The sequence below is a fragment of the Salinicoccus halodurans genome (assembly GCF_900114445.1).
Taxonomy (GTDB): domain Bacteria; phylum Bacillota; class Bacilli; order Staphylococcales; family Salinicoccaceae; genus Salinicoccus; species Salinicoccus halodurans.
The window spans coordinates 349,222-366,115 of record NZ_FOTB01000003.1 but is presented as its reverse complement, the minus strand read 5'-3'; the positions used below and the strand labels follow the sequence as shown (position 1 = coordinate 366,115).

The following is a 16,894-nucleotide window of genomic DNA, read 5'->3' as shown; positions in this document are numbered from 1 at the left end:
CAGAGAATAAACCCCGCCACAATGCCGGTGCAATTATCTAAAGCATTGAATATTTGATGACTCTGTATTTTCTGTTGTTTATTTTTACAATGTCCCCATCCTTCTCCAGTCTTTTAAATATGCGGGTCAGGGTTTCAGGCTGCATGCTTAAATATGACGCCAAATCTTTCTTTGTCATATCGAATTCTACGTAATCCTCGTGATCCACATGCGTTCTGATGTATTCAACTACCCGCTCTTCACTGCTCAGCAATGAAATATTTGTCGTCTGCTTCTCCGCTTTCTCCAGGCGTTCTGAAAACTTCTCAACTATTTTGATGCCGATTTCCGGATACTCTTTCATCAAACTGTACATATCAGTCTTGCTGATTTCACAAACCTGTGAATCCTGCAGGATTTCCGCGTAGGATTCGTGAGGCGTATCTGCACCGAAAAGGGAGAGTTCCCCGGTGAACTCTCCTGGCTGAAGCACTCTGATCAGCTGGTCTTTCCCCTCTTCATTCAATCTGTATATCCTGATTTTCCCCCGGTGCAGGACAAACAATGAATTTTCCGGATCTCCGGCCATATACAGATGCTCATTTTTCCGATACTGATTGGAATTGACCTTATTGAACACCTCATTCATTTCGGTTTCATTCAGATGATTGAAAATCGGAACATTCCTTACACAGAGTTTCTGACCGGTCTGATTCTTCATCTAACTTCCTCCAAATAAATTTAATCAACTTATACTTTCTTTCAGTCTGACAGCTTCTGCCTTCCTGTCTTTTAATTTGATCAGTCTCATGGCATTCATGATGACGAGCAGAATACTCACTTCATGAATCAGCATACCAGATGCCAAGTGAATATATCCATACAGCACGCCTCCAAGCAGCAGTGCTACTGTCAGAAGTGCAATTGCGGTGTTCTGCAGCATGACCTTATAAGTCGCTTTTGAGATGGTGAAACCATGGGCGAGCTGTTCCATTCTGGAACCCATCAGTACAACATCCGCCGTCTCCATTGCAATATCTGTACCGCCATGTCCCATTGCGATACCTACATCTGCAAGCGCCAGTGCCGGTGCATCATTGATGCCGTCACCGACCATCATTACCCTGTGGCCATTCTTTTTTTCCTGTTCAATATAGCGCATCTTTCCCTCGGGCATCAGTTCTGCATGAAAACCATCCAGACCAAGGATATCGCTGACCTTCTTCGCCGAGTGGTAGTTGTCACCCGTCAGCATGACAAGATTCTTCACGCCTTTTTCCCTGAGCGTCCGGATTGCGTCAGCGGCATCCTGTCTGATCCTGTCCATGATGGAGATGATACCGATGATTTCCTTGTTTCTCGCAACATAAATCGCTGTCGACCCTTTCTTCTGCTGACTGATATAAATATCATTTACATCGTTGGTGATAAAGATATTGTGCTCTTCCATCAGCTTTTTGTTGCCGACAATATAATCTGCACCACGGTTCCTGCCGCGCACTCCTTTGCCTTTAAACGCTTCCGCAGCTTCCGCATTGCTTTTTTGGATATTAAGTCCCCGGTTGCGGGCTTCCCTTACGACAGTCTGTCCAAGGTGATGCTCGCTCACCATTTCTATCTCCGCTATCGTTTTAAGAAAAGTGTCTTCTTCTGTATCGTCAAAAATCAGAATATCCGCAACTGTCGGACTGCCTTCGGTCAGGGTTCCTGTCTTGTCAAAAATGACCGTGTCGATTTTCGCAAAGTTGTCCACTACTTCCCCACCTTTGATCAAAGCGCCATTCTTCGCACCGTTGCCTATACCCGCAACATAGGCGACCGGCGCCCCGATGATAAGGGCTCCAGGGCAGGCAATGACAAGGAAAGTGATAGCCAGATGGAGGTTTTGTGTTAAGAGAAAAACCAGAACGGCAAGCACTACGATTGCCGGTGTGTAATAGTTCGCGAATCTGTTCAGGAATTTTTCGGTACCGCTTTTTCTTTCCTGTGCGTCCTCCACCAGTTCGATGATTTTGGAGAATGTCGTGTCCTCACCGACTTTCGTTGCTGTCAATTCAATATATCCACTGTCCAGTACGCTTCCACTGTAGACTTCTGCTCCGCCTGTTTTGGATTTGGGGGTGGATTCGCCTGTGATTGCCGCCTCATTGATATTGGCCTCACCTTTTACGATCACTCCATCCACCGGTATTTTACCACCGGGTCTGACGATTACATGATCGCCTTCCTCAACATCATCGACATCCACTTCCCTCTCTCTTCCATCCCTGATGATCATTGCCGCAGCAGGCATCATATCGACAAGCGATTGGATTGAACTTCGCGTTTTTTCGAGCGTCCGTTTTTCCAGGTATGCGCCAAAAAGGAACAGGAATGTCACAATCGCCGCTTCTGTATATTCCTGAATGAACAAAGCGCCGGCGACCGCTATTGTAATCAGCAGTTCTATGCTGAAACTCTTCATGGAAAGCGCCATCCAGGCTTTACTCGCAATCGGTCCGATTGCAGCAATTGCCGCCAGCACAAAAGTGATATTCATGATCTCTGCGTTACCGGCAGTCCTGAAGATAAGACCAATGACGATCAGTATACCGGATGCATACATCAGCGTGTTTAGATGTTTGTTAAACCAGGTATTCATTATATTTCACCTCTTCTTTTCTGTATCTGTCACCTGGATTTTATATCCAGTACGGGATAACCCAGTTTTTCGACAATGCCTTTGATTTCCTCGGCATTTATTTGATTCTCGTCATGCTCCACTTTCACTTTGCTGGAGTTGAATAATACTTTTGCCGCATCTACACCTTCCTGACTGTTCAGGTTACGCTCAATCTTTTTGATACAGCTCGGGCAGGTAAACGTTTCTGTCTGCAGATTTGTTTTCATGATTATTCCTTCTTCCTGTAATATTTTCGGGTCTGTGCCCTTTCCTTATTCTTATTGTATTGTGAAACGGAAAATAAAAAATTGACCTCTGTCAAGATTTCTGAAAATAAAAAAAGAACTGCAGAAAAATATCCGCAGTTCTTAAAATACTGTTATTAAATTAAGCCAGCCATCCTGAGCCCGTGTTCAACGCCGTCTTCATTGACATGTTTTGTGATGTGTTTCGCTTTTGATTTCACTTCGTCTTTGGCATTTCCCATGGCGAAACTGTTATGAACTGTGCTCAGCATTTCAAGGTCATTCGGTCCGTCTCCAAAAGCGTACTGTCTTTCAGGCGGGAAACCCAGTTCATCTATCACTTTGGCGATCCCTTTTGCTTTGGAACCGCCTTTTGGGATCACATCCAATGATACAGGATGCCATCTGATAAAGTCGAAGCTGTCATATTTCTCAACATACTGCTGCTCTTCTCCTTCCGGAACGAAAAGCAATGTCTGATATAGATCGCGGCCTTTGTGATAATCCGGATCATGGCCCGGCGTGATGCCGAGTTTAAGTGAAGCGATGCCTTCATTGATATATTCATGCTCCGGTACATTGGACATCATGTCTTCATCACTCAGATAGACAACCGGATGGTCATTGTCCAATGCTTCTTCAGTCATGGCTACCAGAGCCTCTTTATGGAGCGGATTCTGATAGATCACTTCTCCTTCAAGCACTACATATTGGCCATTGCAGCTGACAAATGTTTCAATACCCAGTTCTTTGCGTAAATCTTCATACATGAAAGGCGCCCGGCCCGTTGCTATTGCAACGATATGCCCGTCCTCTTTCAATTTTGCCACTGCCTTTTTGGCAGAAGCCGGAAGGTTTTTATCTGTATCCAGCAGTGTACCGTCAATATCAAAGAAAACAATGCTTCGTTCTTTCATTCATCTGCACCTCTAGTCGTTTTTTTAAATATTATATCAAGTCTACCTTATGAAAAGCCTTTCATGTCAACAAAGATGGACTATTCCACTTTGGAGCGCAGCTCTTCAAACCAGTTTTCTGTCACCTGTGCATCTTTATCGTTTATATAAATATTCATGCTGACTGTATTTATATAAATGATCGGCTGGCTTTTATCTTCTATATCCAGTCTGTTCACATTCGTTGTTCCTTCAAGGAATGTCCCGTGAAGATGGTCTCCAATGCCCAAAACCAGATGATTGTAAGGGATTTCCGGAACGGTGCCCCTCATTTCAACACCCTCTATATCCTCGTAAGGGATACCGTAATCCAATGATGAAAGATTGAATTCATTCTCATCAAAGGTGATATTGCTTTCATTGATGCTGGCCATCGACAGAAATCCGAATATCCCGATTATCATCACCAGCCAGATGACAGCCATTATGATATGGCTCTTATCGCGGGCGATTGTATAAAGTTTTAGATCCACCAGCAGACTGAGAAGAAGAATGGATGAGAAGAAGAGTCCCAGAAGCCAGATACTGAAGACCGGACTGATAAATAAATGTACCAGCAGGGCTGCGATATATATCGCCAGCATGATATAGAGGAATATCCGTTCCAGCTGTCCTATTTTCAAATCCTGCACTTTCAGATAATCATCATCTGTAAAGCGTCTGTCATCAAAGCTGAAATACTTCCTTTTTTCGGATATGTAGTGTGTATAGAAAGATTTAATGAGCTGTCCTGCAAATAATATAAAAGCAATCGTAATGATCATAGTGTCTACCTCCTTTAGAAATTATGACACATGGCAGTTAAAAGCACAAAAAGAGCCGGATTAAAAATCCGGCAGTATCAATCAAAAATTTCTAAAATATTACCGCTCCACCGGGTAATTCTGCCTCTCGAATTTCAAGAGTATTTTAGAAAGGAGCAGGCCGGTCATGAAAATGCAGAATGTACCGACTGCGTTCAACATCGTATATGGAAACGCCGGCATTTCATGGAGAAATGGCCTTTCGTCCATATAAAAATAATTCCCGTCCACTAAAGCATTCACAATAAGTACCATTGTGAAATATATCAGAAATATACCAAAGCTCTGCAATGCGCCTTTAAACGTCGGGATCCAGCCTGTCGCCCAATGAATGATGAACGGGTAGACGATGATGACAGTATGCAACAGGGCGAATGTCCATCCTACAAAATGGAATGGGGGATGGATGGCGATTGGCAGAGTGAATGAACCGTATGCATATAATCCGAAGAAAAATATAAGATTGTTCATCCCGGGTCTCCTGATCAAAGGCTGAAATATGATGAACCAGACGACCACTCTGCATATATGTAATGGCATGGCATCTCTCATATCAAATCCAGTTTCGAAAATATACCAGCCAGTAATCATCAATTGATGGACCAGACCCAATAGGGAAAAAGACAGATAGACCTTTCCCAATTTTCCACTGAAACTGAAGTTTTTTCTGTTGCGAAAAATGATGCTGAAAACAATGATGAGAAATAATATATATATAAAATGACCCATCCCGCCTACTTGTATATAGGGGACCGCCTCATCCCAAAACCAGTTCATCGACACCCCTCAATTCCCCAAATGATATATATGGATTTTATCACAAGTATCCGGCGTGTATTAGCCTCTTTACGAACAGCTCCAATAAAAAAACCCAATGTGAATTTTTTCTTCACATCAGGCTGATTTCAACTACTGTTTCATCTTATCTTCTATTACTTCAGACGGTGTATCGTCCTCCAGTTCCTTCTCAGATTCTTTCCTGATGAAGAAACCGTGAAGGAGTTTCAGAATCGGTCTGCCGAGCAGCTGAACACTGCCCAGAATGAACAGGATAGTTCCTATGGTTTGTGTCTGGTGGAAAAGAAACAAAACACTTCCTATTACGAACCAGATACCCAGCATCAGATCGTTGATGGTTGAAAGCAGATGATACCGTTTGTTGAAGAAAACCCCAAAACTGCCTATATCAAATTCCAAGTAATTTTTATCCTTTTTTAACTTCGGCATATTCTCAACCTCCGAGTGAAATTACACAATCATCTCTACCCGTTTGGAGAAAATTAAATTACATAATCGACTTAAGGGAAAACTCTTCTCTCTGTTATTCAATATTAAAAACGATTTTCCCCATCATATCCGCGTTTTCAAGCCGGTCAAATGCTTCCTCAAAATCGGACAGTGCAAAGGATTTATCCATTACCGGTCTGATTTCATGTTCTTCAATAAATCCAAGCATCTCCTGAAGCTCTTCAGCGCTTGCCATAGTGGATCCCAGGAGATTGTATTGACCATAGAAAAATTTCCTCAGATTAAACTCCACAGTATCGCCGGCCGATGCACCGAACGCAACGAGCGTACCGCCGCGGCGAAGCTGGTCGACGGATTTGTTGAATGTTGCTGCACCGACACTTTCAATCACAACATCCACTTTTTCCCCTGCCAAGGCCTCATTCCAGTCCGCTTCACTGTCGATTGCTTCGGCTGCACCGAGTTCCAGAGCCTGTTTGCGCTTCTCTTCGGACCTCGATGTCACATATACTTTTGCTCCTGCCGCTACGGCAAACTGCAGCAGGCATGTTCCTGCTCCGCCGCTAGCTCCGGGAATCAATACCGTCATGCCTTCTGTAACTTTCGCTCTTGTGAACAGTGCGCGGTATGCTGTCATCGCCGAAAGTGCAAGTACACCCGCTTCCTCCCATGAAAGAAAATCCGGTTTTTCCACTGCATTTTCAGCAGGAACTGTAATGTATTCAGCGAATGTGCCATGGAATGGCAGCCCGACTATTTCGAATCCTTCCGGAGGTACATCGCTGTTTTTCTCCCAGCCCAGAGACGGGTTGATGATGACTGCGTCACCTTTTTTGACACTGTCCACACCATCGCCGACAGCATCCACTATGCCCGCACCATCTGAACCGAGAACCAGTGCCGGGTCTTCCGCCTTATGCCTGTCCGGTATAAACAGGTCTCTGTGATTCAAACCCGCTGTTTTCAGCCTGACCCTCACTTCGCCTTCTTTCGGTTCAGTGCTGTCAATCTCTCCATATTTCAAACCTTTCCTGCCTGATGCTCCTTCATGAAGTACTGCTTTCATCATATATTCCTCCTATATGCACTGTTTATATTATTCTGACAGTTCCATCATAGTGTGAAACTTTGATGCATCGCAAATATTCCGCCTTCACCCGCTTTTATTTGGCAGGAGCAATTGTAATACCGTTCTCAGATTCGCTGAATTTCCAGTTTGAAGAAAGCATCGTCTCAAGATCCCGTCTCTCCTCTGCTTCCAGCTGTAATTCTGATACAACAAAGCCGCTTAATCTATAATCACTGTCTGCCTCTTTCCCATATTTCATCCTGATGAGATTGGTCAGTCCGTTGATTGTCAGGAATTTTACCTGATAGCCCTTTTCCAGAATATTTCCCAGGAAATCTTCCGCTTCAAGCTCAAACAGACCGTCGTAATCCATATGATCATCCACAGCTTTGAAATCTTCAATCTCATTATTTCTCACTTTTTCTATAATCTCTTCATTTTTATATGCGTTACTTCTCAAAGTTTCGATGGCGTATGCCTCCATCAGTGTAATGCGCTTCATTGTCATTCCTCCAGGTAATATTAATGTGATTCCATTATACCTGAATCCTGCGCTCATCTGGATTATAATGGACTCATGACAAAGTATGGAAAGGGGCATTTGATGAACGTTCATGAAGCAATAAAGAACCGCAGGGAAATCACATCGTTTTCCTCCCGGGAAATCGATGCGGAAAAACTGGAACGGGTTGTAGATTCGGGGTATATGGCACCGGCCGGCAATAACCTGCCTTCACGTGAATTTGTTGTTATTACGGATCAGGATATCTTAAAAAAGATGAGTCACGCAACACCTTTCATGGGGTGGCTGGCGGACTCTCAGGCAGGCATTGTAGTTACAGGCAGACCTGATGTGAGCAAATACTGGCTGCAGGATGCATCAATCGCTTCAGGGTTTTTATGGCTGGCGTCTACGGAGGAGGATCTCGGGGCTGCATTTGGCGCCATCTATCATTCTGAAGACGAATCAGAATCCGAAAAACGTGAAAATCATGTGCGCAGGCTTGCCGGGATTCCTGACGACAGACGCATTGTTGCCGTAATCGGTATTGGCGAAGCGGATGAAAACCCGAAACCGAAAGACCATCTCCCATTTGATGAAATGGTGCACTACGGTAAATTTAAACAGAGTTAGGAGAACAGTCATCGGTCAGGGTAGGTACCGGGGTTGTGGAAGCTTTTGCGGAAATCGTCTTAAAATCGGTGAATGAAACTGAAATTGAAGTGTTCTGAACAAAAACCGTAACCCCGGATAGAAGTGTTGAAGCAAGATATTGTGGGAATACAGCAAGTACAAAAAGCGTGAATCTTACAAGGAGGGAAAACGCATGACCTTGACATTGAAAGACATACAGGAAGCGGCGGACAGGATTGCCCCGTATATCCATCAGACACCATTGCTCCGGATGGAGAACCTGGATGCATTTTTAGGCTGCGAAGTCCATGTGAAGCTGGAGAGTATGCAGGTAACGAATGCTTTTAAAATACGCGGTGCGATGAATAAAATTCTCAAGCTTGAAGATGAAGACCTCGAAAAAGGAATCATCACGACATCGTCGGGAAATCACGGAAGAGCTGTTGCATTTGCTGCGAAACGGCTGGGAATCCACGCGACTGTCGTTGTACCGGACAGCGGTTCAAAATACAAAGCTGTTGCGATTGAAGCACTCGGCGCTGAACTTGTACGCTGTGATGTGAGCGAAAGGTTTGATGTGGCAGAAACACTCGCCCGGAAATATGATTATACGTATATCCCTCCATTTGACGATTATGAAGTCATGGCCGGCCAGGGTACTGTCGGACTTGAAATTGCCGCACATCATGAAGATTTCAATTACATCATTCTGCCCACAAGCGGGGGCGGGCTGCTCGCCAGTACTTCCACCGCTATCAAAAACACTTCAGCCAGTACGAAAGTATATGGCGCCGAACCAGCCAGTCTGCCCAGGTATAGTGAAAGTCTTGCGCGCGGCGAACTGACTAGAATCCCCAGACAGAAGACGATTGCAGATGCACTCGTGACCGACCAGCCGGGGGAGCGGAATTTTCCCATCGTAAAAGAACTTATCGACGGAATGCTGGCAGTGTCGGAAGAATATATCCTGAAAGGAATGAAACTGCTGATGATGGAAGGCAAAATCGTTGCAGAACCTTCCTCAAGCGTTATTATCGGGGCCATACTTGAAGGGCTGCTCAAAGTGTCACCCGAAGATAAAGTGTGTTTCGTCATCTCGGGCGGCAATGTCGGTCTCGATATTCTTGAGAATTTGAAAGATGTAGATTACTAATGAAAGGACCACTTAAAATACAGTGATTTTTTAAGTGGTCCTTTCTATTATCTCTTTTCTATTCCCCTGTAAAAGACTTCCCATATACCAAGGTAATCCCTTCCATCCATTTCACTTTTGTAAGAAACTGGCATGGTGGAAAGGCCGTCAACCAGGAGAAAATACATTCTGTAGATTTGGGTGTTGGATAAAGACTTGTCTATTTCGCCTTGTTCTTTTCCCTGATTCAATATCATCTCAAATATTTTTTCCGTTTCACTTTCCATCTCTGCAAAGCTGCCGACTATATATTCTTCAAGCCCCGCTGGCTGATATTTGATAAATCTATAGTAGAAATTCATACTCGCTTCATCATCCAAAGCATGTTCTACGAGCAGCCTGTATAATTTCTCTTTGATGGAAGAATCATCAGCTGCGGCCGCTTCATGCAGAAAAGTGATATAGTCTGCCACTTCCTTATCAAGTACATCTTTAAATATCTGTTCTTTACTTGTGTAGTGAGCATAGAGGGAAGGCTTTTTAATCTCCACTCCTCCGGCAATCATCGTCATTGTGGTGCCCTCATATCCATAGGATGCAAAGAGCTGCCGTCCCACATCCAATATCTTTTCCTTTGTATCCATTTATATGAACTCCTTCGCCGCTTTAATATCATTCTATCATGTGGTTAGTTTCTGAAATTCTTTCGCTTTCATAAATATCACCACAGTAATCAGTAAGCCGATACTTCCAAACCCAAGCAGTATGAATTGTACAGGGATACCGAAAGTAGTCAACCCGCTGACCAGGGCGTATGCAATGGGATCAAACCCATTCATTGCCAGGAATATCAGACTCATCACACGACCCATCATACGATTTTCTGTAATTTCCTGAGCTGCAGTGAAGAATGGTATAAATACAAATGACATTGCAAATCCGATGAATAAGAGCATGATCGGCAGCAGTGTCAGATTATCCATGAAACTGAAAATGATATAGAAAATCACTGTCGCCAGAAGACCATACAGGCTCATCCTGCCTTTTTTAGCAATGATATATCTCCCGAGTATAAGTGTCCCTAAGACCATTCCGATGCTTAAACTCATTTCCATATAACTCAAGTTGATCGGTGTTCCGCCATAAACATCCACTAATAATGGAATGGCGATATGCAGTGTTCCAAACACAAAAAAGTTCAGTGTAATGAGAATCAGCATACCAATAAGGAGAAAATTGGACTGACGTACATAATTAAATCCTTCTTTAAGATTTTCCACCTGGGATTGCTTCACTTTATTCTCCACCGCTGCTTCTTTGATAAACGGCGGCAGTATAATCAGAGCAGATAACGATACCAGTATGAAAGCAACAAAGAAGCTGATGGATACGTCAAAAACTTCCATGATCATTCCTGCAAGTACCGGCCCCAGAATGAATGAAACCTGGTCCACGCCCTGGAAATAGGCATTCGCTTTTTGAAGCTGGGGACGGTCTACAATTTTAGGCAGCAGCGACGTACTCGCCGGTCCGAAGAAAGCATCCAGCATGCCGAATAACCCGGCAAATGACAGCAGAGCCATCAATGTCATCGCATCATTCCATACCAGTAAGGTAATGCACAGTAAAAGGACCGCCTGCGCTGAATTCGTGCCGAACATAATCGTCGATTTCTTATAGTTATCTGCAAGTATCCCTCCATATGTCATCATGATCAGTCGGGGAACCGTAATCACAATAAGGACGATACCAAGCAATGACGGCATATCCAGGTCAGTAATTACATACCAGGTTGTTGTAGTCAAAAACATACTGAAGCCAGTCACAGCAAAGATGCTCGCGACAAATAACAGGACAAACGTTCTATTTTTAATTAGTGATGTATTCATTTTCATATTACCTCTCTTTTACCCTACCTATCGGTAGGTAGGGAGAAGTGTATCACGTTATTTTTTTAAAATCAATGTAAAAAACGGTCTCTGAAAGAGACCGTTCAAACACCAATATTCTATTTCTTTTTTTCAAGCTGGAAGACTGGAGTAACCAAAATGATGATGTCGAGTTTTTTCAGAATCAATGGCGTCAGCGGGATAATCATCTAATATTCCTCTTTAACTTCACGAGAAGTTAAAGAGATCGGATTATCCCATTTACGGATTATTAATCCCGAAACTTTCAGCAATCAGATGATAGGAATTTTGTTTATCCTCCGGTGAATGTGTAATGGTCACAATCATAAATTCGTCCGCTTCTGTTTCTTCATGAATTTTTTTCAGTGTACTGTTCACTTCATCCGGATTGCCGATGATCATATTGCTTTTCATCTCATCCATCTGCTTTTGTTCATCCAGGCTTACTGTTGCCGATTCTGCAGTTTCTAAAGCAGGCAGTTGTTTAAATTTATCCCCGCTGTCTTTTTTCACCTGCCAGATGAGATAACTGTATGCAAGCTGCTCTGCCTTTTCTGTTGTTTCTGCACAAATCACCGATAAAGTCATGATTACATATGGCTTCTGTCCTTCATACCGCGGTTTGAATGCTCTGCGGTATTGTCCGACAATGTCTTTTCCTTTCACATCACTCATGAATTGGCCGAAAGTATAGGCGAGTCCGTTTTCCGCTGCTGCTCCGGCACTCTTTTCGCTTGTGCCGAGCATCCATATTTCAGGCCGCACCGGCGGCATCGGCCCAGCTTCTACTCTGGTGTCTTTGCCATCGACATACCTGACTAGATCTTTAAGAAGATCCGGCATTTTAAATACACTTTGCAGGAAGTTGTCGGACAGCGCAGCAGAAACTTCTGCAGGACCGCCGGGTGCCCTGCCTACTCCTATATCCACCCGGCCCGGGAATAAAGTTCCGAGCATATTATAAGTTTCTGCAACTTTAAATGGTTTATAGTACGGCAGCAATACAGCCCCGGAACCGATTCTGATCCTGTTCGTATTGGCACCGATATAGCTCAGAAGCACTTCAGGCACGCTCGATGCCAGGCCCGGAAGCCCGTGATGCTCTGCAACCCAAAATCTTGTATAACCAAATGCCTCAGCCGTCTGCGCCAGTCTCATTGTAGATTCCAGAGCATCTTTAGGCGTCTGATCATCTGAAATGGGGGACTGGTCTAATATACTTAATTTCATCATAAAATCTCCAATTATTCAATTTCAGTAAATGTCACCTGATATTCGCCCACCTGATTTTCTTCATACAGATTATCCAGGGATGTTAAATAGTTTGTGATGACACCTTTAAATTTCATATCTTTTTCCGGTACGATGATATCGAATTTCTCTTCATATAAAAGTGTGGTCACATCATGATATTCTTCACTTGTCACATTAAACTTCACAGAAATGACCAGTCGGCCATTTTTTTCTTCCTCTTCAAAACTGGTTAATTCAATCGTCTGATCATTGAGTTTCATTTCCTTAACCACATCATCATCCCTTTACACCATATTTAAAACTTATGTAGCCCTGTTATAACATATTATGGTCAATAACTGAAAAACACTGCCTGATTTCACTTTTAACCTCTGATCAGTCAGGGTAATCTAAAATAACTTTACATGTTATGCAGGGGGAGATGAAGCAATGACCGGAAATCGTTTTTCAAATCATTCCTATTCTGCAAGAAACGTTTGGTCCGGTGTTCTTTTTGGCATTGGACTTATGGCACTTATCGACGAAATCATCTTTCATCAATTGCTCCAGTGGCATCACTTCTATGATGACTCCACTACACAGGTCGGGATATTCTCCGATGGTATTCTCAATGCTTTTGCTTTGTTTGCTGTAGTTGGCGGGTTGTTCATGTATGCAGATTTACGACGGAAACATACCGTCCACATGTTGAAGTGGATTGCTTCTGTCCTGATTGGCACTGGCAGTTTCCAGCTGTTCGACGGCCTCATTAATCATAAACTGCTCCGTATCCATCAGGTTCGTTACACTGTCGAAATACTACCGTACGACCTGGCATGGAATACAGCCGGATTCATTTTACTCACGTCGGGAATCCTTTTATTAATAAAGTCGAAGCATCGACAGGCCGAGGAGTGATGCAGTGATGCATGCACACGCTATGGCGCCTGTCAATTTTGCAGTTTTTGAAACTATTATACTACTGCTCGGTGCAGGGGCTTTGCTGCTCTATCCATCTGCCATTTTTCTCTCTAATAAGAAACATAGGAAATGGCCGTATTCCCGCTATATTTTCTGGTTTTCGGGAATCAGCGCTGCCACTGCGGCCCTAACGGGACCACTCTTTGAAATGTCACATGAAAATTTCACGGCTCATATGGCCGGTCATCTGTTACTGGGTATGCTCGCCCCTCTTTTGCTGGTTTTCAGCAAACCGATGACCCTCCTCATGCGTACATTAAATGTGTCTGCCGCCAGAAGATTGAGCAGAGTTTTGAATAGCCGCTACGGTCAATTCATCAGCAATCCACTGATCGCATCCGTCCTGAATATTGGCGGATTGTACCTGATTTATAAAACCGATCTGTTTACAATGATGCATTCATCCCTGTGGCTGTTTGCTCTTGTACACCTTCATGTATTGCTGGCCGGCTATCTGTTCACAATATCGGTGGTCTATATTGATCTGACTCCCCACCGTTACAGCTTTATGTACCGGTCAGTGATTCTTATCCTTGCCCTCGGTTTCCATAAGATCCTTTCCAAGCTCATTTATGCTGAACCGCCACAGAGCGTCTCCCGCCAGGAAGGTGAAACAGGTGCTTTATTAATGTATTACGGCGGGGATCTCATAGATTTTTGTCTGATCATCATCCTTTGTCATCAGTGGTACAGGGCGTCAGCAACAAAAAGAGACAGATCTTCTCAGTCATATCATATTTCCTGATAAAACAGGGCCGGTCTGCGATCAGACCGGCCCTGTTTTATCATCATTCCAAAGCATTTATTTACACATAATTATTGACGGTCCCTGATAATCATCCAGTACAGGAGAATGGAAGCACTTTAAGGATTTCTCCACAACACCCTTTTACGGGTAGTAATATTGAATATCTTCCTGTACCTGACGGATACGAATACTGCGAGTGCCATTGCAACTACAGCCACTGCGATTTCGAACAGGAATATATAGGTCACTCCAATATGTCTGTTGATCAGACCGGTCAGCGAAGGAATCACTATGAATGCAATACTGGAAGACAGTGTTACAAAGGCCGTACTCGTCCCTTTTCTTCCCGGGAAGAATTCCGCCATCAGAGTGACTGCAAGCTGGAACAATCCCGATGTACATAAACCAAGTATGAATGCGATGACTACCAGTACATAGTAATTCGTTACGAAGAGCAGCGCAGATAGTGCTGCAATCGCTATCAGCGGATACAGTATCAGGATTGTTACCGGTCTGAAAACTCTATCCAGCATTGTGGCGAGCAGAATTACAGTAATGAATCCTCCGAAGCTGTAATAACTCAGCAGATTGATTGCTGTCGATTCATCCATACCGATAATTTCCTCTGCAAAGGTTGCCATCCATGTTTGAATGATCATGAACAGGGACACGGAGGTGAATCCAATGAAAATTACAGTAACGCCCTCCCTCCAAAACCTGGGCTTCACTGCAAAATGAGGTTCTGCTTTCTTTTTATTCTCTCCATTATTATCAGTCCCCGGCTCAACCACGACCATATTCGCCTTCGGAAACTTGACTGTGGTCAAATGGACTGCATTGATGAGAAATACGAATGCCATTATAAAGAATGTATATCCGTAAAACAGCTCTTTTGCGATAAAGAATGTAATCATCAAAGGCAGGATTGTCGCCCCAATTGACATGAAGGCCTTAACCAGTACTGTTGCAGAACTGGCCCGTTTCGGAAAGCCTTCGATCAGTGCAGGATATGTACTTGTATCGAGGATGGAATTCCCCATCCCCGCCAATAGTGCGAATGCGAACGCAATGCCATATGTTGGTGAAAATGGCACCGCGATCAAAAATATTACATACAGTATGCCGGCGGTGATCACCATCGGTTTTCTCCCCAAGGAATCCGATAGTTTACCGGCAAATGACAAACCGAATAATTTGCCGATCCCTATCGCGGATATCAGCATACTGATGGCAGCTGCATCAGTATCGAATTGCACAGTCAAAAATCCCATATGTAAAGCAATGATAAGATTAATCATCCCGAGCAGGATGTAGTTGATATACAGGCTCGCAGCCATGCGGATGTTTTCACCCATAGACGCTACCTTCTTTTATTGTATTTCCCCATGTGTTTAATTAATAATTAAAGCACTGATTCAAGTGTCTGGCAATTAAATTTTCTAAATAATTCAATTTATTATAATTTTTCAACTGATAATACGTTTTCATTTGAATGTACATTGTCATTCTTCCGTAATCCGGTTTTGTCTATAGACAATCCACTTCATATGTAATAGTATTGCTTTCTATATTTGCAAAGAGTGAAAGGAGTCCTCTATGTTCAACCCTTCAAGGAATATTATAATCGCTGTATTTATGGTGGGTACTTTCGCTATAGGAATGACAGAATATGTCGTTACGGGACTGCTCACACAATTTGCAGCAGATCTGGATGTAGCAATAGCCACTACCGGCCTGCTTTTAAGCGTCTACGCAATCAGCGTAACAATCTTCGGTCCGATTGTACGGCTTGCCACATTAAAATTTTCACCAAAACTTTTATTGATCATACTTGTTTCAATCTTTCTTATCAGTAACATCGTCGCCGCTACTGCACCCAATTTCGAAGTCCTGCTATTTTCCAGGTTACTTTCGGCTTCAATGCATGCTCCGTTCTTTGGATTGACAATGAGTCTTGCAATGGCCATCTCACCTCCGCATAAGAAAACAGCCAGCATCGCCGCTGTCAACGGCGGTCTTACGATTGCCATCATGCTCGGCGTCCCTTTCGGTTCATTTGTCGGAGCTGCGCTGGACTGGAGACTCGTATTCTGGATTATTGCAGTGCTCGGACTGACAACTTTAATAGGAATCATTCTCACGACACCGAATTATCGTCCGAAAGATATACCCAAAATCTCGAAAGAACTCAGTGTCATTAAGAATAAAAATGTACTGATGACCATCTTTGTCATTGTCTTCGGCTTCTCAGGTGTATTTACCGCTTATACATTCATGGAACCGATGCTCAGACAAATCACCGGATTTGGCACTGCCGGCATTACCATCAGCATGTTTCTGTTCGGCCTTGGAGCAGTTGCCGGAAACTTTACAGCGGGCACGGTACAGCCGAGCCTGCTCACCTCAAGAATCATTATGACAATGGGAGCCCTTGGAATCGTACTGTTCATCTTCACCTTTATGCTTCAGATGCCTGTACTGGCTTATGCGGCCAGTCTGCTGTTCGGCATGGGCACTTTCGGAACCACACCGATCCTGAATTCAAAAATTATATTTGCTGCAAAAGAAGCACCCGCATTATCAGGAACACTCGCCGCTTCCGTGTTCAATCTGGCAAATTCAATCGGTGCCACACTGGGCAGCGCATTGCTGAATATGGATTTTAGTTATACACACATCACTTTTGTCGCGGCAGCCATGATATTTTTCGGAATGTTTTCCATGATTATTGCCGGCAGAGTGGAAGATAAAAGTTTATTTGAAATGAATTAGTATACAAGAAGGCAGTGCATC

At 43.6% G+C, this 16,894-nt stretch carries 19 protein-coding genes; 5 read left to right on the top strand and 14 right to left on the bottom strand.

Going from position 1 to position 16,894, the window contains the following annotated elements; genetic code table 11:
• Positions 1-37: 37 nt before the first annotated feature.
• The 9 genes from BM271_RS08440 to BM271_RS08400 all read right to left on the bottom strand — a co-directional run bounded on the left by BM271_RS08440 (position 38) and on the right by BM271_RS08400 (position 7,464).
• Positions 38-700, bottom strand: coding sequence for a Crp/Fnr family transcriptional regulator (locus BM271_RS08440; RefSeq protein WP_046789242.1), 663 nt, complete (start codon positions 698-700; stop codon positions 38-40).
• A gap of 24 nt (positions 701-724) precedes the next feature.
• On the bottom strand, positions 725-2,620 hold the full coding sequence (locus BM271_RS08435) for a heavy metal translocating P-type ATPase (protein ID WP_046789241.1): 1,896 nt from the start codon (positions 2,618-2,620) through the stop codon (positions 725-727).
• Between the two features lie 29 nt (positions 2,621-2,649).
• Positions 2,650-2,868 carry a heavy-metal-associated domain-containing protein gene (locus BM271_RS08430; RefSeq protein WP_046789240.1) on the bottom strand — a complete coding sequence of 73 codons (219 nt, stop codon included), beginning with the start codon at positions 2,866-2,868 and terminating at the stop codon, positions 2,650-2,652.
• 155 nt (positions 2,869-3,023) lie between these two features.
• The gene (locus tag BM271_RS08425) at positions 3,024-3,803 is read right to left on the bottom strand and encodes a Cof-type HAD-IIB family hydrolase (RefSeq protein WP_046789239.1); all 780 of its coding nucleotides are present in this window, start codon (positions 3,801-3,803) and stop codon (positions 3,024-3,026) included.
• Between the two features lie 80 nt (positions 3,804-3,883).
• Positions 3,884-4,606 (bottom strand): hypothetical protein, encoded by a 723-nt coding sequence (locus BM271_RS08420; protein WP_046789238.1) that lies wholly within the window; start codon positions 4,604-4,606, stop codon positions 3,884-3,886.
• 99 nt (positions 4,607-4,705) lie between these two features.
• Complete coding sequence (locus BM271_RS08415) at positions 4,706-5,422, bottom strand: YwaF family protein (RefSeq protein WP_046789237.1); 717 nt, start codon at positions 5,420-5,422, stop codon at positions 4,706-4,708.
• 132 nt (positions 5,423-5,554) lie between these two features.
• Complete coding sequence (locus BM271_RS08410) at positions 5,555-5,872, bottom strand: YrhK family protein (RefSeq protein WP_046789236.1); 318 nt, start codon at positions 5,870-5,872, stop codon at positions 5,555-5,557.
• 94 nt (positions 5,873-5,966) lie between these two features.
• Positions 5,967-6,959 (bottom strand): zinc-binding dehydrogenase, encoded by a 993-nt coding sequence (locus BM271_RS08405; RefSeq protein ID WP_046789235.1) that lies wholly within the window; start codon positions 6,957-6,959, stop codon positions 5,967-5,969.
• 97 nt (positions 6,960-7,056) lie between these two features.
• Entirely contained in the window at positions 7,057-7,464 is a 408-nt protein-coding gene (locus BM271_RS08400; RefSeq protein ID WP_046789234.1) for a hypothetical protein, read from the bottom strand.
• Between the two features lie 102 nt (positions 7,465-7,566).
• Here BM271_RS08400 and BM271_RS08395 point away from each other — a divergent pair, with 102 nt between their 5' ends.
• Both BM271_RS08395 and BM271_RS08390 read left to right on the top strand, forming a co-directional pair.
• A complete protein-coding gene (locus tag BM271_RS08395) occupies positions 7,567-8,097 on the top strand; it encodes a nitroreductase family protein (protein WP_046789233.1) in 531 nt (176 codons plus the stop codon).
• Between the two features lie 193 nt (positions 8,098-8,290).
• Positions 8,291-9,250 (top strand): threonine ammonia-lyase, encoded by a 960-nt coding sequence (locus BM271_RS08390; RefSeq protein ID WP_046789232.1) that lies wholly within the window; start codon positions 8,291-8,293, stop codon positions 9,248-9,250.
• 47 nt (positions 9,251-9,297) lie between these two features.
• Here BM271_RS08390 and BM271_RS08385 read toward each other — a convergent pair whose 3' ends face one another.
• The 4 genes from BM271_RS08385 to BM271_RS08370 all read right to left on the bottom strand — a co-directional run bounded on the left by BM271_RS08385 (position 9,298) and on the right by BM271_RS08370 (position 12,665).
• Positions 9,298-9,873: a TetR/AcrR family transcriptional regulator gene (locus tag BM271_RS08385; RefSeq protein ID WP_046789231.1), complete on the bottom strand. Its 576-nt coding sequence runs from the start codon at positions 9,871-9,873 to the stop codon at positions 9,298-9,300.
• A gap of 36 nt (positions 9,874-9,909) precedes the next feature.
• Positions 9,910-11,118 (bottom strand): MFS transporter, encoded by a 1,209-nt coding sequence (locus BM271_RS08380; protein ID WP_046791395.1) that lies wholly within the window; start codon positions 11,116-11,118, stop codon positions 9,910-9,912.
• A gap of 261 nt (positions 11,119-11,379) precedes the next feature.
• Positions 11,380-12,369, bottom strand: coding sequence for an LLM class flavin-dependent oxidoreductase (locus BM271_RS08375; protein WP_046789230.1), 990 nt, complete (start codon positions 12,367-12,369; stop codon positions 11,380-11,382).
• Between the two features lie 14 nt (positions 12,370-12,383).
• Positions 12,384-12,665 (bottom strand): DUF3219 family protein, encoded by a 282-nt coding sequence (locus BM271_RS08370; protein ID WP_046789229.1) that lies wholly within the window; start codon positions 12,663-12,665, stop codon positions 12,384-12,386.
• A gap of 157 nt (positions 12,666-12,822) precedes the next feature.
• On the opposite strand from BM271_RS08370, the gene BM271_RS08365 reads away from it, so the two are divergent.
• A complete protein-coding gene (locus BM271_RS08365; protein WP_046789228.1) occupies positions 12,823-13,290 on the top strand; it encodes a DUF2243 domain-containing protein in 468 nt (155 codons plus the stop codon).
• A gap of 7 nt (positions 13,291-13,297) precedes the next feature.
• Positions 13,298-14,098: a cytochrome c oxidase assembly protein gene (locus BM271_RS08360; protein WP_046789227.1), complete on the top strand. Its 801-nt coding sequence runs from the start codon at positions 13,298-13,300 to the stop codon at positions 14,096-14,098.
• 119 nt (positions 14,099-14,217) lie between these two features.
• Here the strand turns inward: BM271_RS08360 and BM271_RS08355 are convergent, their stop codons facing one another.
• On the bottom strand, positions 14,218-15,456 hold the full coding sequence (locus BM271_RS08355) for an MFS transporter (RefSeq protein ID WP_046789226.1): 1,239 nt from the start codon (positions 15,454-15,456) through the stop codon (positions 14,218-14,220).
• 241 nt (positions 15,457-15,697) lie between these two features.
• Between BM271_RS08355 and BM271_RS08350 the strand changes: the two genes are divergently transcribed.
• Positions 15,698-16,873, top strand: a complete 1,176-nt coding sequence (locus BM271_RS08350; protein WP_046789225.1) for an MFS transporter — start codon at positions 15,698-15,700, stop codon at positions 16,871-16,873.
• The last annotated feature ends 21 nt before the right edge of the window (positions 16,874-16,894 follow it).